This window comes from Geomonas silvestris, from assembly GCF_014193515.1.
Taxonomy (GTDB): Bacteria; Desulfobacterota; Desulfuromonadia; order Geobacterales; family Geobacteraceae; genus Geomonas; species Geomonas silvestris.
This window is the reverse complement of the sequence record NZ_BLXX01000004.1, coordinates 18195-40535: the sequence shown is the minus strand read 5'-3', so window position 1 is coordinate 40535 and position 22341 is coordinate 18195. Positions and strand designations below refer to the sequence as shown.

Here is a 22341-nt window from a genome sequence, read left to right as displayed (position 1 = left end):
CATGCTGAACGTGGTGGTCATCAACGGAGGGCGCGGGGCGGCGGCGATCATACCGGCGCTGTTGAAACAGCAGGGGCTGAACGTCACCTCTGTGGTCAACGCCTACGACGACGGCAAGTCCACCGGCGAGATCCGCCGCTTCTTCGGAATGCTGGGCCCCTCGGACATCCGGAAGGTCCAGGAGCTTATGCTTCCGGAGAACGATCCGGACTACGGGGCGAACCTGCACCTGTTCCGCTACCGCTACCCGGTGGGGGTGGCCCGCGCCGACGTCATGAAGGAGCTGGAGGAGTTCGGCTCCGGCATCAGCGACTTTGTCGCGGGGGTGCGCTTCGAAAGTCAAAAGGTCTCGAACGCCCTGCGCTACTTCGTGCGCGAGTTTCTCAGCGGTCTCGAGGTGAGCGAGAAGGCGCGCTGCGAGCGCTTCGACTTCTCGGACTGCTCGGTGATGAACTGCATCTATGCCGGCGCCTTTCTGGCCATGGACCGCAACATCGAGACCGCCACCCGTTACATCGACCGCCTCTTTAAACTGAAGGGAACCGTGCTCCCCACCAGCATCGAAGACAAGAAACTCGTCGCGCTCAGGGAAAACGGGGAGATGCTCTACAGCGAGGCCGAAATCGTGGAGCTCCGCTCCAACGTGCTCATCGAGCGGATCTACCTCCTGGACGCGAGCCTCAACCCGGATTTCTTCGAGACGCTGAGCCTGGAGGAGAAGCGCTATTACCTGGCCCGCAACCACAGCTTCGTCGCGGTCTCCCAGGGGGTGAAGCACGCCCTGCAGCACGCCGACATCATCATCTACTCGGCGGGGACCCAGCACTCCTCGCTGTATCCGACCTACCTCTCCACCGGGCTCGCCTCGACCATCGCCGACAACAAGAGCGCGCTGAAGATCTTCATCACCAACATCGGCGCGGATTACGAGACTCCGACCTACAAGGCCTCCGATTACCTGGCGGGAGCCTTCCGTTACTTAGGGCTTTCCGACAAGCGGAGCTACACCATGCAGGAACTCTTCGACGCGGTGCTGGTCAACAAGACCCACCTGAAAGCGGACGATACCTATGTGGTCTTCGACGAGGAGTCCTTCCGGGACCTTCCGGTGCGCTACCTTGTCGATACTTTCGAATCTACCGCCGACCTGGGGAAGCACGACGGGCCCAAGGTGGTGCAGACCGTGCTGGGACTCTACGATGGCGCACTCGATTTCTGCTGAAGGGGCGCTCGGCCCCCTGGAGCTCCTGCAGGACCGGAGCCTGCTCATCTTCGATTTCGACGGCACCCTGGCCGACACGAGCCCGCTGCATGCGCTGGCTTTCAACCAGGTGCTGGCCCCGTTCGGGGTGCGGGTGGATTACCCCGCCATTGCAGGGATGAAAACCCGCGATGCGCTCGAAATGGTGGCGCGCCAAAACGCTTTGCGGCTGGAGTCCAGGAGGCTGGAAGAGCTGACCGCCGCCAAGCAGCGGCTGGTGCGCCGGCTCATCGAAGACCGGCTGGTAGCACTGCCGGGGGTGGCAGAGTTTCTCTCTTGGGTCAGGCCGCGTTACCGGATGGCGCTGTACAGTTCCGGCTCGCGGGGCACCCTGGGTCTGTCGCTTGAGAAGCTGGGATATTCCCGGTGGTTCGATCCGCTTATCTGCGGCGACGACGTGACCGCCGCCAAGCCCGATCCGGAGGGGTACCATAAGGTGCTGCAGCTATCCGGGGTGGCTCCGGGGCGGGCGCTGGTCTTCGAGGATTCCGATGCCGGGTTGCGGGCGGCGGCGCGGGCCGGCATCGCCACCGTGGATGTGCGGCCCCCCTTCGACTACAGCTTCATCCTGCGGCTCCCGCCGGAACAGGTGCCGGCCGCCGGATACCAGTGGCAGCCGTAAAGCCTCACGAGAAGGAACCCGTGATTCGATCTACACAGCGGGTCCCTTCACGTCCCCCCATTTTCCAAGGTTCATCGGGGATTTCCGGGGAGAGCTGGAAAGAGTTGCTCTACAGCACTGCTGGCGGCCTAACGTTCTCCCCTTTGCGAAGGGGAGACAGAGGGGATTTGCTGTTCGCTTTCGTGGCGCGCGTATAGGACGGTGGCAACTCTGGATGAAATCCCCCCTGTCCCCCCTTCGCAAAGGGGGGAACGAGATATCTGCCACAGCGCTTCGAGAAGAATTGCTCGCGCTTCCCCGGAATTCCCGGAAGAACCTTTTCCAAAGGGTAGACTGCCGGGGCTCCTGCGCGGCCTGTATTCGCGGCAGCTGATGCAGAATGCGAACTGCCCGGTTTCAATAAGTGCAGGAAGCTATCCAACGGAGGTTGACGTGGCGCAAACCGGAAAGCTTAAGATCCTCGCCGTGGTGGTGACCCACAACCGCCGTGTGCTGCTGGAGCGCTGCCTGGACCACCTCAACCTGCAGGCGCGCCGGCCGGACCAGGTCCTGGTGGTCAACAACGCGAGCAACGACGGCACCGAGTCGATGCTGGCCCATCGCGGGGTGCGCTGCCTGACCCAGGAGAACCTCGGCTCGGCCGGAGGCTGGCACCGGGGGATCACGACCGCGCTCGACGAAGGGTTCGACGCCGTATGGCTCATGGACGACGACGGCTTCCCGGACCGCCAGGCGCTGGCCCGGCTCGAGGAGGCGCTGCTCCCCGGGGTGGCCTGTACCGCCTCGCTGGTGGTCCGCGAGGACAACCCGGACCGCTTCGTGTTTCCGCACCCGGTCCTGGACCGCAAGGGACTCCCGGTGCTCTTGGCCCGGCGGCGCAAGCTCCACACGGTGGGCGAGCTGGAAAAGCGCGCCAAAGGGGGGACCTATCCCTTCGCCCACTTCTTCAACGGGGCGCTCATCTCCTGCGCCGCCATCAAAAAGGTGGGGAACGTGAACCGGGACTACTTCATCTTCGGCGAGGAGGTGGATTACTTCTTCCGCCTCAGGGAAGCCGGAGAGGTCTGCTCGGTCCTGGCGGCCCGCCACTATCATCCCGACGTGAGCGGCCGGCCCTACACCGCGCAAAAGATCTACTACTACGTGAAGAACACGCTGGTTATCAACCGCCGCTACCTGAACCGGCCGGTGCAGCGCAACCTGCTCACCGTGGCTGCGGCCCTGGGGCGCACCGCATGGCGCAACGGGGTAGGGGAGGCGCTCTCCTACCTGGTGGGGCGGCGGGCGCCGGCGCTCTACCGGGCGGTGACGCGGGGGCTCAGGGGCGAGGTGGGAAAGGATTACCATGACTGACCTCAAGGTGCTCATCGCCGCGGCGGGAACCGGGTCGCGCGCCGGTTTGCCGTACCCCAAGACGCTCTTTCCGATTCAGGGCGAGCCGATCCTAGTGCGCATCCTGAACCTCATGAGGGAGATCGACCCCTGTCCGACGGTGGTGGTGAGCCCGGCGGGGCGGGACCAGGTCGCGGAGTGCCTCGCCGCCCAGGGGCTGAGCGCCCACCTGGTGCTGCAGCCCGAGCCGCTCGGGATGGGGGACGCGGTGCTTCGCTTCCGCGACTCGCCGGCCTTCCCGACGGCCCGGCACCTCCTTTTGATCTGGGGGGACATCCCGATGGTCCAACCCGAGACGGTGCGGGCCCTGGTCCAGGCGCACCGGGAGCACGGCAACGACTTCACCCTGGTCACCAAGCTGGTGGATACCGCCTACACCGTGGTGCGCCGCGACGCCGAGGGGACCATCACCGAGGTCATCGAGACCCGGGAGGCGGGGTTGGAGTCCGGGCCGGGCGAGCGCGACATCGGCCTGTTCCTGATGCGTGCCGCGCCGGTCCTCGACCTGTTGCCCCGCGAGCTCCCCGGGAAGTTCGGCAAGAAGACCGGAGAGCACGGTTTTCTCTACCTGATCGGCCACCTGTCCCGGCTCGGCTTTAAGGTCGAGGGGCTGCCGGTCGCCCATGATCTGGATCTGGTTTCCCTCAACTCCCTCAAGGACATCCAGGCGTACCTTTGAACCGTTACCTCAAGCCATGAAAGACCTCGACCTCAAGCTGCCGGCCGCCTTACGCGGAGTGCCGCTCCCCCTGGCGCTCGGAGCGCTGCTCGTCTCGGGAAGCGTCCTTTTGGTGCCGCTTTTTCTGGAACTGGTGCGCGGCTGCGGCCACGACATCCCCCAGCCCGAACTCTCCGCCGACTACTTGAAGGCGCTCGTCTGGGCGGGCGTGCTGGGTCTCGGCATCCTTTTCTGGCCGGTCTGCGCCAAGGACAAGCAGCTTTTGCTGGCCGGCTGGTGCGCCAAGGTCGCCGTCGCCCTCGGCGTCATGCTCGCCTACGAAAACCAGTACGGCCTCGACGCCTACATGTACTTCGACGAGTCGCGGGGGGAGTTCCAGTTCTCTGCCTACAGTTTCACCGACGGCACCGCGAACCTGATCAACCTGGCCCGCATGCACAACCTCTTGATCCCGGACTCCTACCACGCCATGAAGGTGAGCTTCGCCATGCTCGGGCTGGTCGGGATCTACTTCTTCTACCGCGCCGGGGTCCTCTTCCTGGGGCGCGAGGAACGCCGGATCTTCTACCTGCTCTGCCTCTTCCCGGGGATCCTCTTCTGGTCCTCCATCCTCGGGAAAGACCCCCTGGTCTTCCTGGGGATCGCCCTCTACAGCTTCGGCGTGGTGGGGTGGACCCGGCGCCGGCAGGTGCGCTACCTGGTCGCCATTGCCTGCGGCGTGGCGGCTGCGGTCTTCATCCGGCAGTGGCTGGGGATCATCATGCTGGTGCCCCTGGGGCTGCTGGTTTTCCGGGGAGTGCGCGGGGTGGCGGCCAAGGCGGTCTTTACCGTCTTTGTCGTGACGGCGCTTGCGGTTAGTGCCGGACCCTTCCTGCAGCGCTTCAAGATCGAGGCGATCACCGACCTCCTCACCGTGGCCGACTCGACCACCAAGGGGTTTGTCAGTACGGCGGGTGGTTCCACCCAGGAGCTGGACGTCGATCTCACCAATCCGCGCGCGGTGCTCGCCTTTCTCCCCAAGGCCGCCTTCACCGCGCTGTTTCGACCCCTGCCCGGCGAGATCCTGAACCCGTTCGGTCTCCTGGCCGGCCTGGAGAGTGCGCTCCTCTTGGGGCTTTTGCTCCTTTCCCTGAAGCGCAGCCGCTTGCGCGACCTGAAGGAGCCGCTGGTGCAGTGGTGCCTGCTCTTCCTGGTGATCTGGGCGCTTTTAAACGGCATCGTCTCCTCGGCCAACTTCGGGGTCGGGGTGCGCTACAAACTGCAGGTGTTGCCGCTTTTGCTCGGGATACTCATGTACCTGGCCCGGCGCAGGGACCCTGGCGCTCCCCGGACCGGGACACGTTTTACTGCAGCGAGCGCGGCATCTCCCAAGGCGGGAGGCGCACCCGGTCCGGCCCCCAACGCCTCGTCGTGAATCGCAGTCCATCCCGCACCTGGCAGCATCACGGTCTCCTTCACTGATTGGCAGTTCCACCTCCATCCTCCCCGGTCCGGCCGCGGCATCGGCTGAACCGGTACGGTGAGCGTATGTGCGGTATTGCCGGATACCTCGACTTCAGCCGTTCCACGGCGCCGGTGGCGCTGCTTGAGAGGGTCGCCCGCATGGTGGGCACCCTTGAGGAGCGCGGGCCCGACGGGCGCGGCCACTGGTGCGACGCCGAGGCAGGCGTCGCCTTGGGGCACACGAGACTCGCCATCCTCGACCTCTCGCGCGAGGGGCACCAGCCGATGCACTCCGCGTGCGGCCGCTACGTCATCACCTTTAACGGAGAGATCTACAACTTCGTCGAACTGCGCCGGGAGCTGGAGGTGGTCCAGGCTGCGGGTGAGTCGAAGTGGCGCGGCCATTCGGATACCGAGGTGTTGCTGAGGGGATTTGCCGTCTGGGGCGTTACCCGCACCCTCGCCAAGGCGGTGGGGATGTTCGCCTTTGCGCTTTGGGACGGCGGCGAGCGCCGGCTCTACCTCGGGCGGGACCGGCTGGGGGAAAAGCCGCTCTACTACGGCTGGCAGGGGGAACACTTCCTGTTCGGTTCCCAGCTGAAGGCGCTGCGTGCCCACCCGGCCTGGCGGGGCGGGGTTTCCCGCGCCTCCCTCACCGCCTTCCTGCGCTTTGGGTACCTGCCGGCTCCGCATTCCATCTACCAGGACGTCCTCGCGCTGCTCCCCGGGACCCTCCTGGTGCTGGACTGCCGCCCGGATGCCCCGCGCCGGCTCCCCGAGCCCCACCCCTACTGGTCGCTTCTGAAGGCGGCCGAGTCCGGAACGAACCACCTGTTCCGCGGCAGCGCCGAGGCCGCAGCCGAGCGCCTGGATACCCTGTTACGCCGCTCCGTGCGGCAGCAGATGATGGCCGACGTGCCGCTGGGCGCCTTTCTCTCCGGCGGCGTCGATTCCTCCACGGTGGTGGCGCTCATGCAGGCGCAGTCCGGCACCCCGGTGCGGACCTTCACCATCGGGTTCGAGGACCAGGGGTACAACGAAGCGGCCTACGCAAGCGAAGTGGCGCGCCACCTCGGGACCCGGCACTGCGAGCTGATGGTCACCCCGCGCGACGCCCTGGAGCTGATCCCCCGGCTCCCCGAGCTCTACGACGAGCCCTTCGCCGATGCCTCCCAGATCCCCACCCACCTCTTGTCGCGGCTCACCAGGCGCCACGTCACGGTGAGCCTCTCCGGCGACGGCGGCGACGAACTCTTCGGCGGCTACAACCGCTACCTGTGGGTCGAGGAGATCTGGGACCGCATCGCACTGTTCCCCAAACCGCTGCGCCGCCTGGCTGCACGGCTGGCGACTGCGCTCAGCCCCGCCGGCTGGGACCGGCTTTTCGCGCGCCTGGAGCCGGTTTTACCCGAGCGCCTGAGGGTGCCCACTCCGGGAGGGAAGCTCCACAAGCTCGCCTCGGTACTCGACGTGGACGATCCCCTGGGGATGTACCGGCGCCTGGTCTCGCAGTGGACCGACCCGAGCCGGCTGGTCTGGGGGGGGAGGGAGCCGGCCGCGCTGGTGGACGATCCCGCGGCAGGACCCGCGCGCCGCAGCCTGGCGGAGCAGATGATGTTCCTCGACGCGCTCACCTATCTGCCGGGTGACATCCTGGTAAAGGTGGACCGCGCCAGCATGGGGGCGGGGCTCGAGTCGCGCACCCCGTTTCTGGACCACCGGGTCGTCGAGTTCTCCTGGCAGTTGCCGCTCTCCTTCAAGCTGCGCGGCGGCGAGGGGAAGTGGCTTTTGCGCCAGGTGCTCTACCGCTACGTCCCCAAAGAGCTCATCGAGCGCCCCAAGGCCGGCTTCGCGGTGCCGCTGGAGAGCTGGCTCAGGGGGCCCTTGCGCCCCTGGGCCGAGGAGCTTTTGGACGCGCGCCGGATGGAAGAGGAGGGGTACCTGAACCCGGCACCGATCCGGGCCGCCTGGCGCGAGCACCTCTCCGGGCGCTACAACCGCCAGTATCCCCTCTGGAACGTCCTCATGTTCCAGGCCTGGCTTGAGGCGCAGGGGGCGCACGAGGCGCACGAGGCGCACGGGGCGCACGGGGCGCAGGGGCCGGGTGCCGCGCGGGTAGGGGAACTGCCACGGTGAGCGCGCCGACGACCATCCTCTATTTCGTGAACCAGCTGGAGTTTTTCCTCTCGCACCGGTTGCCGCTCGCCCAAGCGGCGCAAAAGGCCGGCTACCGGGTCCACGTGGCGGGGCCCCGGTCCCCGTCGGTAGCCAGGCTCGAGGCGGAAGGGTTCGTCTTTCACCACATCCCCATGACCCGAAGCGGGGTGCACCCGGTCCAGGAGCTTGCCACCTGCTGGCAGATCTACCGCCTGCTGCGCCGCCTGAAACCCGCCATCCTGCACAACGTGGCGCTCAAGGCGGTCTGCTACGGCAGCCTCGCCGCCCGGCTGGCGGGAACCCGCGCGGTGGTGAACGCGCTTACCGGCCTCGGTTTCGTCTTCATCGCCAGGCACCGCCGGGCCCGCGTCCTGCGGCAGCTCATCATGGCAGGGCTGCGCCTCGCCTTCCGGCAGCGCCGGCACCGGCTCATCATGCAGAACCACGACGACCCCCGGCTCTTCATCGACGCAAAGGTCGTCCCCCCCGATGAGGTGGTGGTGATCCGCGGCTCCGGGGTCGACCTGGACCAGTTCCGCCCGTCACCGGAACCGCCGGGGGAGATCCGGACGGTGCTGGTATCGCGGATGCTCTGGGACAAGGGGGTAGGGGACTTCGTGGAGGCGGCGCGCGAGCTCAAGCGCCGCGGCGTCCCGGTGCGGTGTCTCCTGGTCGGCGACCACGATCCCGGCAACCGCGCCAGCGTCCCGATCGAGCAGCTGACCCGGTGGCATGAGGAGGGGGTGGTGCAGTGGCTCGGGCACTCGAGCGAGGTCGCCGAAGTCTTCGCCCGGGCCCACATCGTCTGCCTCCCTTCCTATCGCGAGGGGCTCCCCAAGGTGCTCATCGAGGCGGCGGCCTGCGGCCGGGCCATCGTCACCAGCGACGTCCCCGGCTGCCGGGAGATCGTGGAGCACGGCCGCACCGGCCTCGTGGTTCCGGTGCGCGACGGCGGGGCCCTTGCCGAGGCGATCGAAACCCTGGCACGCGATGACGAGCTGCGCCGCTCCATGGCCGGACAGGGGCGCGAGCTGGCGGTACGCGAGTTCTCGGTGCAAAAGGTCCTCGAGGAGACCCTGGCGGTGTACGGAGGGCTATTATGAACAAGATGCGCCAGCAGGGACACCCCAATCCCGGCGGCCCGAGGGATGCAAGATCTCCCCGCGCGACCAGGGTCCTCGTCACCGGTGCCGCCGGATTCGTCGGAACGGCACTCTGTTCACGACTGGTCCGTGAGGGGTACCAGGTTCGGGCGGTGCTGCGCGAGGGCGGACGCACGCTCCTTCCGGCAGGCGTAGAGGGAGTAGCGCTCCCTGCGCTGGGGGGCGCGACCGACTGGGGCGAGGCACTGGAAGGGGTCGACCTGGTGGTGCATCTGGCGGCGCGGGTGCACCAGCTGAGGGAGACCGCACCCGACCCTCTTGCGGCCTACCGCGCAGTGAACGTGCAGGGGGCCGTGCGCCTGGCGCGGGAGGCGGCCCGGGCCGGGGTGCGCCGCCTGGTCTTCGCGAGCTCCGTGAAGGTGCACGGGGAGGGGGGGGGAGATCCCTACCGCGAGCTGACCCCGCCGGCCCCGCTCGACCCCTATGGCATCAGCAAATGGGAGGCCGAACAGGCCCTCTGGCGAGTGGCCGAGGAAACCGGGCTCGAGGTGGTGGTGCTGCGCCCGCCCCTGGTCTACGGGCCGGGGGGCCGGGCGAATTTCTTCAAGCTGTTCCGGGTGATCGAGCGCGGCCTCCCGCTGCCGCTGGGGAGCCTTAAGAACCGCCGCAGCCTCATCTACCTCGAAAACCTGGTGGACGCGCTCCTAACGGCACTCCGGCACCCGGCAGCCGCCGGAGAGACCTTCCTGGTGAGCGACGGCGAGGACCTCTCCACGACGCAGCTGGTGCGGCGCGCGGCCCAGGCCCTGAAGGTGCCGGCCCGCCTCGTTCCTTTTCCCGCAGCGCTCCTGAGGCTGGCGGGGGTACTCTCCGGCAGGAACGCCACGGTGCAGCGGCTCACCGGATCGCTCGCCGTCGACAGTTCCCGCATCAGGGAGCGACTCGGTTGGCGCCCCCCCTACAGCGTCGGGCAGGGGCTTGAGGAGACGGCTCGCTGGTACCTGGCCGCCCGCAAGGAGGAACCATGAAGCGACTCTTCGACCTGGCGCTTGCCCTGGTGGCGCTCCCGTTGTGCCTCCCCATCATGCTCGCCGTGGCGCTCCTGGTGAAACTCACTTCGCCGGGGCCCGCCCTTTACTGGTCGCAGCGGGTCGGGCGCTACAACGTACTCTACCGGATGCCCAAGTTCCGCACCATGCGCATCGACACCCCCGCCGTGGCGACGCATCTGCTCGACGACCCCGAGCGCTACCTGACCCCGGTCGGCAAGTTCCTGCGCAAGACGAGCCTCGACGAGCTCCCCCAGCTCTACAGCATCCTCAGGGGGGATATGAGCTTCGTGGGACCCAGGCCGGCCCTCTACAACCAGGACGACCTGATCGCGCTGCGCACCGAGCGCGGGGTGCATCGGCTCCCCCCCGGGCTTACCGGATGGGCGCAGATAAACGGCCGGGACGAACTCCCCATACCGGTCAAGGTCGATTTCGACACCTACTACCTCCTCCACCGCACGCCGCTTTTCGATCTCTACGTGCTGCTGCTCACCTTCGTGAAGGTGCTGCGCCGGGAAGGGGTGCAGCACTGACCTCATCCGAAGCGGCGTTTGCCGAACCGACTCCGGGCCCATTCTCTTTCCACTTCCGCGTCTCTGTCACACCCGAACTTCTCATGATCGCGATACTCCCGCGTCCACTCAATGCAAAGCGGTCGCGCTGTCTCAGGGATTCCCTGGTAACCGCCGGCAACGGCTCTCCCTCCTCTTAGTCTCTCGACCAAGCTCACTCCTGATTTCAAACCCTTATCATGACAGCCAAAAGCACCTCTTTGGGCCGGCGCCCCATTGCCAGAAGCGCCCGGAAAATCGGGTTGCTAATCTAGATGTGTATGTTATAGTCTGCCAATTAAAATTAATAAATTATAAAATTCATAAGTTAAGACTGTGATCCGGGGAGAGCTCTATGTTTCATGCCAGAAGGATCCTGGTGTTTGTGTTAGACGTGGCGTTGATCGCCCTGGCCTTGGTGGGGGCCTTTCTGTTGCGTTTCGACTTCGTGATCCCCCCTGACCAGCTGCGCAACCTCGCCCAGGGGTTTGCCGTGGTGTTGCTGGTCAAGCCCGCCCTCTTTGCCGCTTCCGGCATGTACCGCAGTATCTGGCGCTACGCCTCGCTGCAGGACGGTTACCAGATCTTCAAGGTGGTCACCGTCTCCTCCCTGGCTGCGAGCTTTTTGCTGGTACTGCTGCGCGGCCCCTTCGCACTGCCGCGCTCCATCTACTTCCTGGACTGGTTCCTGCTCTTCGCGGTCGTGGCCGGCAGCCGCCTGGTCTGGCGCATCTACCGGGAGACCCGGGTGATCCCCTCGCTGCGCAAAGGGAAGCGCACCCTCATCATCGGGGCGGGGGATGCCGGGAACCTGCTGTTACGCGAGATCCGCAAGCAGACGAGCTCCCCTTACAACGTGGTCGGCTTCGTCGACGACGATCCCGGCAAACGGGGGCTGCGCCTCTCCGGGGTGCGGGTGCTGGGCGGCACCAACCGCTTGCGGGCCCTGGTGCGGATCCACCGGATCGAGGAGGTGATCTTCGCCATCCCCTCCGGCGACGGCGCCCTGATGCGGCGGGTCATCGCGAGCTGCCAGCGGGCGCGGGCCCGTTTCAAGACACTGCCGGCCATCACCGCGATCATCGACGGGAAGGTGTCGGTGTCCCAGATCAAGGATGTGGAGATCGAGGACCTCCTGGGGCGCGACCCGGTCGTCCTCGACCAAAGCGCCATCCGCAACTACCTCACCGACAAGAAGGTGCTGGTGACCGGGGCCGCGGGGAGCATCGGTTCCGAGATCTGCCGCCAGGTGGCGCTCTTCAAGCCGGCCAAGCTGATCCTCTTCGACCATGCCGAGACGCCGCTTTTCTATATCGAGAAGGAACTGGCGGCAGCCAATCCGGACCTGCGCATCATCCCGGTGGTGGGGGATGTCAAGAACCAGGACAAGGTGGCGACCCTGTTCGACGATTTCTATCCCGAGGTGGTGTTTCACGCGGCGGCGTACAAGCACGTGGCGATGATGGAGTACAACCCGGCCGAGGCCGTGTTGAACAACGTGCTGGGAAGCAAGGTGGTGGCTGATGCCGCACACAAGTACAAGGTGCGCAATTTCGTCATGGTTTCCACCGACAAGGCGGTGAACCCGACCAACATCATGGGGGCCACCAAGCGCAGTGCCGAGATTTACGTGCAGGGGTTGGCGGCCCTCAGCAAGACCAAGTTCACCACGGTGCGCTTCGGCAACGTCCTGGGCTCGAACGGGAGCGTGATTCCGCTGTTCAAGGAGCAGATCCGCAGCGGTGGCCCGGTCACCGTCACCGACAGACACGTGGTGCGCTACTTCATGACCATTCCCGAGGCGTCTCAACTCGTCCTGCAGGCCGGGTGCATCGGCAAGGGGGGCGAGATCTTCGTCCTGGACATGGGGGAGCCGGTGCGCATCCTGGCCCTGGCCGAGGAGCTGATCCGCCTCTCCGGGCTGGTTCCCTACAAGGACATCGACATCACCTTCACCGGACTCAAACCCGGGGAGAAGCTCTTCGAGGAGTTGCTGATCGACGGGGAGGGGATGCGGCCGACCACGCACCGCAAGATCCGGGTGATGGCGTCGGTGGAGTCCGAGCTGAAGCAGGTGAGCCAGCGCCTGGAGGAGCTTTTCAGTGTGGCGCGGGGCGCAAACATTGCCGCGCTGGTGGAAGCGCTCAAGGCGATCGTCCCCGAGTTCGTGCCGCGTTACGAGTTCGAGGTGGCACCACCCCCTACGTTCCAGCGGGTGCGCCCCGACCTCTTCCCACCGCACAAACCCGCCTTCGTTCGCAACCTGAGGGTCGCTACAGGGATGTCAGAGAAAAACTAACAGGGATGAACGGGATTAAGGAGATAAAGACCGAAAGAACAGCAGCTCTGATCGACTCAGCATTGTTCATCCCAGTTATCGGTTGGTTTTATCCCGTTTATCCCATGCATCCCTGTTTCGGTTGTTTTTATCCCGTGCATCCCATGTATCCCTGTTTTCAGATGGTTTTATCCCCTTTATCCCGTGCATCCCTGTTATATTGGTTTGCTTTTATCCTTTGTATCCCATTTATCCCTGTTAAAAGAGGAGGTGTTGTTATATAACGGTGCGAGCTCCTAAAATCCCTGTTACGCCTGGGACATCTATGATCTCGATCCGTTGCGTCCTGCTGATAGTTGTTGCCTTTCTTGCCTTTACCGGCCGCGCCTTCGCGCTTTCTTCTCCCAACGTCCCTCTCGACAGCCCGATCTACCTCTACCTGGAAAAACTCTCCGGCTACGGCCTGATAACCAGCGACTTCCGCGGCATCCGCCCCTTTTCGCGCAGCGAGGCGGCCAGGCTTTTGAAGGAGGCCGAAGCAAACCTCCCCTCCGGCGCTTACCCGGAACTCGCGGGAGAGCTGGTGCTCCGGTTGCGGGAGCTTTTGCCGCGTGAGAGCGATCTCTACGGCCACGAGGAGAAGGCGCCCCGCTTCGACACCGCCATCGGGACCGCGAAGCTGCGCTACGTCTACCTGGACGGCCAGCCGCGCAGCTACTACCGCGCCGTCAACGACCCCGGCAACGACGGGGCCTTCGGCATCGGCTCCGGGCTGCGGCCCCCGAACCCGTACCCCGCCCCGATCCAGCAGCGCGGCAGCGAGGGGACGCCGCTCTTCGAAAACAACGAAGGGGTAGTCTACCGCTCGGGGAGTAACCTCGACCTGCGCGCGAGCGGCGAGGCCTACCTGGGCGCGCAAACGGCGCTCTTTGTCGAACCTATGCTCCTTTGGTCGGAAAAGGACGACGACACGCGCCTGAGGCTCAACAAGGGATACCTGAAACTGGGCGGCAAGGGGCTGGAGCTGGAACTGGGGCGCGACGAGAACTGGCTCGGCCCCGGTTACCGCGGCACCCTGACCCTCACGAACAACGCGAAGAACTTCGACGAGGTGAAGCTTTCCAGCCCCGAGCCGGTGCAGACGCGCTACCTGTGGGATCTCAAGTACGACCTGATCTTCTCCCGCTTCGAGAAAACGACCACCGGAACCGCCACGCGGCAGCCCTTTTTCATCGCCTTCAAGCTCTCCATGAAGCCGACCGAGAACTTCGAGTTCGGCATCAACCTCGGCCGTCAGGCGGGCGGCCCCGGCGTCCCCAACGGACCGGCCGATACCCTGCGCGGCCTGGTCGGCGGCACCAGCTCCGACAACTCGAACTCGGTGGCCGGCATCGACCTGCGCTACCGGATTCCCTGGCTGCGCAATGCCGAACTCTACGGCGAGTACTCCGGGGAGGATTCCGCCGCCTTCTGGCCCATCGTCGAGAGCTACCTCGCGGGCTTCTACATCCCCCGGCTTTCCGCCAGCGGCAAGGACGACCTGCGCTTCGAGTACCTGCGCGGCAACCAGATCCTCTACACCAATTCCACCTTCCCCGAAGGGTACCTGCACTACAACCTCCCGATCGGCCACTCCCAGGGGGGCGGCGCCCAGGAGTTCTTCCTGCGCTACAGCCACTGGTTCTCGCCCCGCAACAACCTCGCCCTGGAAGCCTTCCGCACCTCGCGGGGGGACTACGGCCGGATCACCGTCGACCCAAGCGGCAGCTTCGACCCCAACGGGGTGATGCAGGCAATCGAGCGCAAATACGCCGTGCGCGGCTTCTGGACTTTCCCGGTCAAGGGTGAGCTGAGCGCACTGGTCATGTACGGACGCGAGTGGATCGACAACTTCGAACTCCGCTCCGGCGTCTTCCGCAGCAATCAGCTGGTGCGCGCCGAAATGCGCTACAGGTATTGAAGGCTAAAGCCGCTTGTTTTACGGCGAGCGGCTCTCTCAATTGACCTGGCAAGCTCAGCGACTGTTGTGGTCTTGGCTCGTCAGCTGCTCCACCTCTTTTCTCTCTGCCACATTTAACTCGCTCCCCCCCTTTATTTCCTCCAGTCCTCGGTTATATTATTAGCTTTGGTCAATTCGGCTCTGCTGTTTGCTGTCGTCTTTACGCCGCTGAGGCAGGGGAGGGGCATCATGGAGAACCGCAGCAGCAACGTGACCTGGCACGAGCGCCGGCTCACCCGGGACGACTATCAACGCCGCAACGGTCACGGCTCGCTGGTCCTCTGGTTCACCGGGCTCTCCGGCTCGGGGAAATCCACCCTGGCCCAGCTGGTCGAGGAACAGCTCTTCCAGCAAGGGTGGTACACCTATCTCTTGGACGGCGACAACGTGCGCCACGGCCTCAACGGCGACCTAGGCTTCTCCGAGGCCGACCGGCGCGAGAACATCAGGCGCGTCGGCGAGGTTTCCCGCCTCTTCGTCGACGCCGGAGTCGTCGTCCTCACCGCGCTCATCTCCCCCTACCGCGAAGACCGCGACCGGGTCCGCGCGCTCTTTGGCCCCGCCGACTTCGTCGAGATCTTCCTCGACTGCCCGCTGGAGGTCTGCGAACAGCGCGATCCCAAAGGGCTCTACCGCAAGGCGCGCGCCGGCGAGCTCCCCGAATTCACCGGCATCGACAGCCCCTACGAGGAACCGCTCGCTCCCGAAATCACCATCAATACCGGCAGGCACGGGGTCGAGGAGTGCGTGGTCCGGATCATCTCCTACCTAAGGCAGCACTCCGCCTGCTGGCGCAACCGCACCCTGGCAGCCCCGGTGGTGGCCGCATGACGGAGACGAGCGAACGTCTGCAGGTGGTGTTCGTCGGGCACGTCGATCACGGCAAGTCCACGCTGCTCGGACGGCTCTACGCCGACACCGGCTCGCTGCCGGACGGACACCTGGAAAAGGTGCGCCAGATCTGCGCCCGGCAGGGGAAGGCCTTCGAGTACGCCTTCCTCTTCGACGCTTTTCTCGAGGAGCAGGAACAGGGGATCACCATCGACACCGCGCGCACCTTCTTCAACTGGCAAAATCGCCAGTACCTGATCCTCGACGCGCCGGGGCACAAGGAATTCCTGAAGAACATGGTCTCCGGAGCCGCCCGCGCCGAGGCCGCGGTGCTCATCATCGATGCGCAGGAAGGGGTCCAGGAACAGTCCCGGCGCCACGGTTACCTGCTGAGCCTTTTGGGGGTCCGGCAACTCACCGTGGCGGTCAACAAGATGGACCTGGTCGAGTACCGGGAGGCCGCCTTTGACGAGATTTCCCGGGGGTCCCGGCACTTTCTCCGGGAGCTTAACCTGGAGCCCGCGCACGTCATCCCGGTCAGCGCCCGCGAGGGGGACAACGTGGCCAAGCCGACCCGCCGGATGCCCTGGTACGGCGGCCCCACGCTCCTCGAAAGCCTGGCCTCCTTCCAAAAGCTCCCCGCCCGCAGCGATCAACCCCTGCGTTTCCCGGTTCAAGACGTCTACAAGTTCGACGCGCGCCGCATCGTCGCCGGCCGGGTCGAGACGGGCGAACTGCGCGTGGGCGATACCGTGGTCTTTTCTCCATCCAACAAGAGTTCGGTGGTGAAGAGCATCGAGGCCTTCAACGCGGTGCCGCCCGAAGCCGTCGGCGCGGGGCGCAGCACCGGCTTTACCTTGAGCGAGCAGATCTTCGTCGAACGCGGGGAGATCGCCTCCCTCCAGGAGATGCCGCCCGAGGTCTGCACCCGCTTCCGCGCCAACGTCTTCTGGATGGGGCCCAATCCCCTCAGCCGGGGCGCCAAGTACCGGCTGCGCCTCACCACCGCAGAGGTGGAGATGGAGCTGGAAGATATCCTCACGGTGACCGACGCGGTGACCCTGGCCCGGATCACCCGCTGCGACCGCCTGGAGCGCAACGACGTTGCCCAGGTGGTGATAAAGACACGTAAGCCGCTTGCCCTGGACCGCTTTGCCGATATCGATGCCACCGGCCGCTTCGTCATCGTGGACGGTTGCGACATCTGGGGCGGCGGCATCGTCATCGAGCCGCTCAAGGACTCCCAGGAGCCCTTCCGGCGCGAGGCCCGGCTGCGGGACCTTAAGTGGCGGGCGGGGGAGGTGGGGCTTTCCGAGCGCGGCGAAAGAAACGGCCACCACCCCGGGATCATCCTGTTCACCGGGGAACGCGGCAGTGGCAAGGCGCGGCTGGCAAGGCTTTTGGAGCGGCGCCTTTTCGGCGACGGGCGCCAGGTGTACCTCCTGGACGGCAAAAATCTCCAGATGGGGCTGTGCAGCGACCTGAGCGACTGGAACGGCGCCGAGATGGTGCGCCGTTTCGGCGAGGTGGCCCAGGTGCTGCTGCGCGCCGGGCTCATCGTGGTTTCCACCACGAACACCTTCAGCGTTTCCGAGCACCAGATCATCCGCACCCTGGTGCATCCCCACCCGGTGCTGACCATCCATCTCTCCCCGTGCGAGGAGGAACTCCCCGAGCAGACCGACCTCGGCCTGGTAACCAGGAACGATCTCTCGCCAGCCGTGGAGCGCATACTCGAGAAAATGAGGGAACTCGCTATCCTGTTGTGAGCTCCTTTGATCGTCTGTACCACGGCTGAATGCTCGTTTCTCCTTTATTTCCCGGCAGATTCGCGCTATAGTTCACCGCTCGGAAGGTAATAGCCCGCCAAGGACCGTGCCCGCCATGTACTGCACCTTTTACGGATTCAGGGAAAGCCCCTTCACCATAACGCCGAACCCCCGCTTTCTTTTCATGAGCGTCCAGCATCGGGAGGCCTTCGCCCACCTGATCTACGCTGTGGAGAACCGGGCCGGTTTCATCGAGCTGACCGGCGAAGTAGGGACTGGGAAGACCACGCTGCTGCGCACCTTCCTGAGCCGGCTCGATTCCGAAGGGCACCGCACCGCGCTCATCTTCAATCCGTGTCTCTCCTCGCTGGAGCTTTTGGCGAGCATCAACAAGGAGTTCGGCCTCCCCTGGGAAAGCGGCAGCCGTGCGGAGCTGCTGCAGGTGCTGAACAGCTTCCTGTTGGAGCAGAAGGCCGCCGGGCGCAGCGTCGTGCTGGTCATGGACGAGGCCCAGAACCTGGCTCCGGAGGTGCTGGAGCAGATCCGGCTCATCTCGAACCTGGAAACCGAGACCGACAAGCTGATCCAGATCGTCCTCGCCGGGCAACCGGAACTCTTGGCCGTGCTGGCTCGCGAGGAACTGCGCCAGTTGAACCAGCGCATCACTGTGCGCTATCACCTGCTTCCCATGGAATACGAGAGCATGTGCCGCTACATCGACCACCGGATGGAGCTGGCGGGGCGCTTCAGGGCGGCGGAGTTCACCAAGGGAGCCCTGAAACGTATCTATCGTTTCTCCGGCGGCGTTCCCCGCCTGGTAAACATCGCCTGTGACCGGGCGCTTTTGGTCGGGTACACCGAAGAGGATCGGCTGATTAGCGGAAGGATGGCGGCCCAGGCGATACAGGAGATCAGGGGGCGGGGGCCGTTAGCGACCGCACGCGGAGTGTTTGGGCGGCTGCTGGGCTTCTGGCGCTGAAGGCAATTTTTGAGAGCCAAAAATCCCCTCTGTCTCCCCTTCGCAAAGGGGAGGACGTACCTTCACCTACCGCACTGCGTGGAGCTGCCGGTCTGCTTGCCGCCTGTCAGCCGGCCCGCTACAGTACGACAACGTGCTGATACTGAACCTAAGCTCGCCGGATCACCCGTTAAAGGAGTGCTATGAGTTCGATACTTAAGGCGCTTGAAAAAGCTGAAGAAACTAGCAGCAAGCGGATCGCTGCCGAACACGACATGATCCGCGCGCGGCGTGCCCGTCCGGTATGGGTTGTGCCCACTGCGGTTATCGGGGGAGCCGCGGTTGCGGCGCTGGTCACCTTCGCAGCGATGGGCGGCTTCACCCGGCACGGCGCCCCGCAGAGCGCCTCGGCCCCGACGACACCCGCGGCGAATGCAACGGCAAAGGCTCCGGCAGTTCCCGCAGCTGCCCCGGCGCCTGCTCCCGCAGCTGCCGCTCCGACCGCTTCGGCGCCGGCGACCGCAGCTCCTGCCGTTTCTGCTGTTCCGGTTACCGCCAAAAGTGCCGCAACGACACCAGCAGCCGCTGCACCGCTCAAGGCTGCACCGGTCGCCAAAGCTGGTGCCATACCGGTTGCCAAGGCGGCAGCCGCGGCACCTGTTGCTGGAAAAGGGGTGCAAAGCGCAAAGGCACCGGTTCACAAACAGCCGGCAGCGGCCCACCAACAACCGGCTGCAGTGCAAGCAGCACCGGTCGCTCCGCCGGCCGCTCCCATGGCTGCTGCTCCGGCTGCAGCGCCGACACATGCCGAACTGAAGGTTTCCGGCGTGGCCTGGCAGGGGAACGGCGAGTCCAGCTTTGCCGTCGTGAACGGCCGCGGGGTCTTGCAGGGCGCCACGGTCGAGGGTTACAAGGTCCTGGAGATCCACCCGGACCGGGTACGCTTCCAGGGAAGCAACGGTACCTTCGAGGTGTCGGTGGATGAGGAGAAATAGAGGCGAGGCGCGCGAGGCGCAGGAGCCCAGAAAGCGGAGACTGCATGTCATTTGAAGAATTGGATAAGGAACAGTGGGAGGCCATCTGCGAGCAGTGTGGCCTCTGCTGCTTTGAGAAGATAGAGGATGAACGTGGGCGTATCTTTTTCACATCGACGCCGTGCCGTTATCTCGACATCGAGACCAGGCAGTGCAAGATCTACGAGAAACGCTTCAAGATCTGCCCGGAATGTGTTCAGCTCACCCCGGAACTGGTGCAGGACCTCAAGTGGCTGCACCGCAGCTGCGGCTACAAGAAGGCCCTGCGCCGCCAGAAGGAAGAATAACTCCTCCCCCGAATTGACAGGGAGCGTCGGGGTGTTCGCTTGCCCCCTCACAGCCCATACACTATTCCTGCTCCAGCAGCACAGCAGGTAAACCATACACGAGGTGAAATTTTGGCCAAAGCTGGAAAAGACGTAGCAGTAACAGAGGAACTCTCTCCCAAGACCTTCGCGGCTTTAAGCCTCGCCGAAAAGAACGGCTATTTGAAAACCGTGAGCGCCAAGCGGCGCCTGGACCTGATGCTTGGCGACCCGGACGCCAAACGGCTCATTCAGGCGCTGGCCCCCCAGGAGCTTTTCTGGATGGTGAAGGAAATAGGGGAGACCGATGCGCTGGAACTGCTGCAGCTCTCCTCCGCAGAGCAGCGGATCTTCATCTTCGACATGGAGTTGTGGAACGGTTTCGACTTCTCCGAGGAGCAGGCGTGCCATTGGCTGGCCTATTTTATGGAAGGTGGCGAGCCGAGCATCCATGCCCTGTTGAAGCAGCTCGACTTCGGGTTCCTGCACCTGTTATTGAGCCGCGAACTGACCGTCGGCGGCGGCATCGGCGATCTGGCGGATGACGAGGAGCGTCTGGGCGATTACGACCACACCTTCGACAACACCTTCATGCTCTCGTTCAAGAACCCGAAGCACAGCCAGGTGATCGGCAACTTTGTCGGTATGATCTATAGGCTCGACACCCCGCTCTATGTGGCGCTCATGGAAGGGATCAAGGGGGACGTCGATCTCGAGCTTGAGGAGCAGTGCCAGCGTTTTCGCACGGGCCGCCTCGAAGATCTCGGGTTTCCGCCGCTTGACGAGGCACTCTCCATCTACGCCCGGATCAACCCCGGCAGTTTCCAGCTGGAAGGCGGCAAGGAGGCGCAGGTATCGGCGGGTGAGTGTCCCGGACTCGTACCGATCGCCGCAGAGGATACCTTGCTGTTCCGTGCCCTGGCCCGTGCCGGCTCGGAAACGCTCTGGCAGGAGCTCAACTACCTGGTGAACAGCGCGCTGGTCGCCGAAGGGAGCAGCCTGGGAGACCAGGAGGCCATGCTCGGCATTCTGCACCGGGTCTGCGGCTATCTGAACATCGCCCTGGAGCAACTCTGCGGCGCTGACGGAGTGAAGGCGGCGGACGTCCTGCGCAGCGAGACTTTGAAGCACCTGTTCCAACTGGGCTTCAGCATCGTGATGGAGCTCAAGTTCGCAGCCCAGCAGACCGAGACCGCCGACTACGCCTCCGGCAAACTGCTGGCGGGCCTCAAATCCAAACGTCCCCGCTTCTACCGCGGCCTGGATGCCGACGGCATCGACGGCTACCGCGAGTTCGCAACCCTGGACGACGTTAAGAAGGTGGCCTCCCTGCTGGCGCAACTCGCGGGGTAACAGAGCCGCTTACCGAGCAGTCAGGAGCCCCGGTTCAACCAGCCGGGGCTCTTTTTTTTGCCCGCTCTCAAAAGATCGGCTGTCGGCTGTGGCATTTCCTCCGCACGTTGTGTCTGTCGCGGAAACTCTGCCGCATTCTTGCAAACTTAGCTGTCATTGATATCATTTGTTGGCTTCGTCCCACCGCATGCGCCCGCGTCGCACCGGCAACCTCTCTTTGAATAAGGCCGAAGGTACCAGTTCCAGGGGGTAGTGATGAAGGTGCTGCTCGTCGATGATTCCCGCAGCGATCGCAAGGTCATCCGCTATAACTTCGAATGGCACGGCTGGAACGTCTGCGAAGCGGGTAACGGCCAACAGGGGCTGGAGATGGCGGCCCGGGAAAAGCCCGATCTCATTCTCTCCGACTGCCTGATGCCCGTCCTCGACGGGTTTCACTTCCTGCACCAACTGAAATCCCTGAGCGAGTTAAAGAACATCCCGTTCATTTTCTATTCTGCGGTCTATACCGGCAGCAAGGAAGCGGAGTTAGCCCGCAACCTCGGCGCGCAGGCATTCATCGAAAAGCCCAAGGAGCCCGACGAACTCTGGGAGGAGGTGGGGCGGGTGCTGGCCTCCCTCACGGCGAACGGCAGCCAGCGTGAGCCTGAGCAGCCATTGGACGAGGAAAGGTTTCTCAGGGATTACGGGGAACTGGTGGCCGGAAAACTGGAAGAAAAGGTGCGGGTGCTCAGCGAGGAGAACGAGAGCCTCTTGCGCTTAAACGGTGAACTGGAGCGTCGGGTGGTGGAGCGGACTTCGCAACTGGAAGCTGCATCCCAAGAGCTGGAGCAGCTCAGCTACTCAGTCTCCCACGACATGCGCGCGCCGCTGCGCCACCTGGAGGGGTTCAGCCAGGCGCTCATCGAGGAGTACGCCGCCAAGCTGAACCACACCGGGCGGGACTACCTGGAGCGGATCAGGAAATCGAGCCGGCGCATGCTGGAGATGATCGACGCGATCCTGGAGCTTTCCCGGTTTGCACGCGGCAAGCTGCAGCGCGATAACGTGGATCTGAGCGCGCTGGTGCGTTCGGCCGCCGCGCAGCTGGTGCAGGCCCATCCGGAGCGCTCCGTCGAGTTCCGGATCGCGGACGGGCTGGTTGCCCGTGCCGATGCGCAGCTGATCAAGGTGGTGCTGGACCACCTGGTCGGCAACGCCTGGAAGTTCACGGAGGGGCGCCCCGACGCGGTCATCGAATTCTCGGCCACCGAGTGGGACGGCCGGCTGGCCTTCGTGGTGCGTGACAACGGCGCCGGGTTCGACATGACCTACGCCGACAAGCTTTTCACGCCGTTCCAGCGGTTGCACAGTCAGGAGGAGTTTCAGGGGAGGGGAGTGGGGCTTGCCATCGTGCGCAGGATCATCAACCGGCACGGCGGCAGGATCAAGGCGGAAGCGGAACCCGGCCAGGGAGCCGCTTTCACCTTTACCGTTTGAATGGAGTCACGGCACCTGTTTACAAACAAAGCTAACCAAAGAGGACACAGGGGGGAAGGCAAAGAACACAGAGGA

18 protein-coding genes are annotated in these 22341 nt (G+C 64.6%); all 18 read left to right on the top strand.

Annotated features, from left to right (window positions below):
- Position 1: 1 nt before the first annotated feature.
- On the top strand, positions 2 to 1222 hold the full coding sequence (locus tag GMST_RS08305) for a 2-phospho-L-lactate transferase CofD family protein (RefSeq protein ID WP_183354179.1): 1221 nt from the start codon (positions 2 to 4) through the stop codon (positions 1220 to 1222).
- Entirely contained in the window at positions 1200 to 1883 is a 684-nt protein-coding gene (locus GMST_RS08300) for an HAD family hydrolase (protein ID WP_183354178.1), read from the top strand. The genes GMST_RS08305 and GMST_RS08300 overlap by 23 nt, the downstream gene beginning before the upstream one ends.
- Before the next feature lie 432 nt (positions 1884 to 2315).
- Positions 2316 to 3236: a glycosyltransferase gene (locus GMST_RS08295; protein ID WP_183354177.1), complete on the top strand. Its 921-nt coding sequence runs from the start codon at positions 2316 to 2318 to the stop codon at positions 3234 to 3236.
- Positions 3229 to 3954: an NTP transferase domain-containing protein gene (locus GMST_RS08290; RefSeq protein WP_183354176.1), complete on the top strand. Its 726-nt coding sequence runs from the start codon at positions 3229 to 3231 to the stop codon at positions 3952 to 3954. Before GMST_RS08295 ends, GMST_RS08290 begins: the two co-directional genes overlap by 8 nt.
- Positions 3955 to 3970: 16 nt before the next feature.
- On the top strand, positions 3971 to 5368 hold the full coding sequence (locus tag GMST_RS08285) for a hypothetical protein (protein ID WP_183354175.1): 1398 nt from the start codon (positions 3971 to 3973) through the stop codon (positions 5366 to 5368).
- Positions 5369 to 5481: 113 nt separating this feature from the next.
- Positions 5482 to 7533, top strand: coding sequence for an asparagine synthase (glutamine-hydrolyzing) (asnB, locus tag GMST_RS08280; RefSeq protein WP_183354174.1), 2052 nt, complete (start codon positions 5482 to 5484; stop codon positions 7531 to 7533).
- Positions 7530 to 8657, top strand: coding sequence for a glycosyltransferase family 4 protein (locus tag GMST_RS08275; RefSeq protein ID WP_183354173.1), 1128 nt, complete (start codon positions 7530 to 7532; stop codon positions 8655 to 8657). Before asnB ends, GMST_RS08275 begins: the two co-directional genes overlap by 4 nt.
- Positions 8654 to 9685, top strand: a complete 1032-nt coding sequence (locus GMST_RS08270; protein ID WP_246399304.1) for a UDP-glucose 4-epimerase family protein — start codon at positions 8654 to 8656, stop codon at positions 9683 to 9685. Before GMST_RS08275 ends, GMST_RS08270 begins: the two co-directional genes overlap by 4 nt.
- Positions 9682 to 10242 carry a sugar transferase gene (locus tag GMST_RS08265; RefSeq protein ID WP_183354172.1) on the top strand — a complete coding sequence of 187 codons (561 nt, stop codon included), beginning with the start codon at positions 9682 to 9684 and terminating at the stop codon, positions 10240 to 10242. Before GMST_RS08270 ends, GMST_RS08265 begins: the two co-directional genes overlap by 4 nt.
- A 373-nt stretch (positions 10243 to 10615) precedes the next feature.
- Complete coding sequence (locus GMST_RS08260; RefSeq protein ID WP_183354171.1) at positions 10616 to 12559, top strand: polysaccharide biosynthesis protein; 1944 nt, start codon at positions 10616 to 10618, stop codon at positions 12557 to 12559.
- A 304-nt stretch (positions 12560 to 12863) separates the two neighbouring features.
- A complete protein-coding gene (locus tag GMST_RS08255; RefSeq protein ID WP_183354170.1) occupies positions 12864 to 14498 on the top strand; it encodes a capsule assembly Wzi family protein in 1635 nt (544 codons plus the stop codon).
- 228 nt (positions 14499 to 14726) lie between these two features.
- On the top strand, positions 14727 to 15368 hold the full coding sequence (gene cysC / locus GMST_RS08250) for an adenylyl-sulfate kinase (RefSeq protein WP_183354169.1): 642 nt from the start codon (positions 14727 to 14729) through the stop codon (positions 15366 to 15368).
- Positions 15365 to 17137 (top strand): GTP-binding protein, encoded by a 1773-nt coding sequence (locus GMST_RS08245; RefSeq protein ID WP_183354168.1) that lies wholly within the window; start codon positions 15365 to 15367, stop codon positions 17135 to 17137. The genes cysC and GMST_RS08245 overlap by 4 nt, the downstream gene beginning before the upstream one ends.
- Positions 17138 to 17252: 115 nt before the next feature.
- Entirely contained in the window at positions 17253 to 18116 is an 864-nt protein-coding gene (locus GMST_RS08240) for an ExeA family protein (protein ID WP_183354167.1), read from the top strand.
- 182 nt (positions 18117 to 18298) lie between these two features.
- Positions 18299 to 19090 carry a hypothetical protein gene (locus tag GMST_RS08235; RefSeq protein ID WP_183354166.1) on the top strand — a complete coding sequence of 264 codons (792 nt, stop codon included), beginning with the start codon at positions 18299 to 18301 and terminating at the stop codon, positions 19088 to 19090.
- A 44-nt stretch (positions 19091 to 19134) separates the two neighbouring features.
- The gene (locus tag GMST_RS08230; protein WP_183354165.1) at positions 19135 to 19416 is read left to right on the top strand and encodes a YcgN family cysteine cluster protein; all 282 of its coding nucleotides are present in this window, start codon (positions 19135 to 19137) and stop codon (positions 19414 to 19416) included.
- Positions 19417 to 19527: 111 nt separating this feature from the next.
- Entirely contained in the window at positions 19528 to 20787 is a 1260-nt protein-coding gene (locus tag GMST_RS08225; RefSeq protein WP_183354164.1) for a DUF6178 family protein, read from the top strand.
- A gap of 255 nt (positions 20788 to 21042) precedes the next feature.
- Positions 21043 to 22266 (top strand): ATP-binding protein, encoded by a 1224-nt coding sequence (locus GMST_RS08220; RefSeq protein ID WP_183354163.1) that lies wholly within the window; start codon positions 21043 to 21045, stop codon positions 22264 to 22266.
- Positions 22267 to 22341 lie beyond the last annotated feature (75 nt).

What these genes read in the sequence shown, in the direction of transcription:
- GMST_RS08285 (WP_183354175.1), top strand. Translation starts at nt 3,971, where the DNA reads ATGAAAGACCTCGACCTCAAGCTGCCGGCCGCCTTACGCGGAGTGCCG.
- GMST_RS08270 (WP_246399304.1), top strand. Translation starts at nt 8,654, where the DNA reads ATGAACAAGATGCGCCAGCAGGGACACCCCAATCCCGGCGGCCCGAGG.
- GMST_RS08305 (WP_183354179.1), top strand. Translation starts at nt 2, where the DNA reads ATGCTGAACGTGGTGGTCATCAACGGAGGGCGCGGGGCGGCGGCGATC.
- GMST_RS08265 (WP_183354172.1), top strand. Translation starts at nt 9,682, where the DNA reads ATGAAGCGACTCTTCGACCTGGCGCTTGCCCTGGTGGCGCTCCCGTTG.
- GMST_RS08220 (WP_183354163.1), top strand. Translation starts at nt 21,043, where the DNA reads ATGAAGGTGCTGCTCGTCGATGATTCCCGCAGCGATCGCAAGGTCATC.
- asnB (WP_183354174.1), top strand. Translation starts at nt 5,482, where the DNA reads ATGTGCGGTATTGCCGGATACCTCGACTTCAGCCGTTCCACGGCGCCG.
- cysC (WP_183354169.1), top strand. Translation starts at nt 14,727, where the DNA reads ATGGAGAACCGCAGCAGCAACGTGACCTGGCACGAGCGCCGGCTCACC.
- GMST_RS08235 (WP_183354166.1), top strand. Translation starts at nt 18,299, where the DNA reads ATGAGTTCGATACTTAAGGCGCTTGAAAAAGCTGAAGAAACTAGCAGC.
- GMST_RS08290 (WP_183354176.1), top strand. Translation starts at nt 3,229, where the DNA reads ATGACTGACCTCAAGGTGCTCATCGCCGCGGCGGGAACCGGGTCGCGC.
- GMST_RS08300 (WP_183354178.1), top strand. Translation starts at nt 1,200, where the DNA reads ATGGCGCACTCGATTTCTGCTGAAGGGGCGCTCGGCCCCCTGGAGCTC.
- GMST_RS08260 (WP_183354171.1), top strand. Translation starts at nt 10,616, where the DNA reads ATGTTTCATGCCAGAAGGATCCTGGTGTTTGTGTTAGACGTGGCGTTG.
- GMST_RS08255 (WP_183354170.1), top strand. Translation starts at nt 12,864, where the DNA reads ATGATCTCGATCCGTTGCGTCCTGCTGATAGTTGTTGCCTTTCTTGCC.
- GMST_RS08240 (WP_183354167.1), top strand. Translation starts at nt 17,253, where the DNA reads ATGTACTGCACCTTTTACGGATTCAGGGAAAGCCCCTTCACCATAACG.
- GMST_RS08230 (WP_183354165.1), top strand. Translation starts at nt 19,135, where the DNA reads ATGTCATTTGAAGAATTGGATAAGGAACAGTGGGAGGCCATCTGCGAG.
- GMST_RS08245 (WP_183354168.1), top strand. Translation starts at nt 15,365, where the DNA reads ATGACGGAGACGAGCGAACGTCTGCAGGTGGTGTTCGTCGGGCACGTC.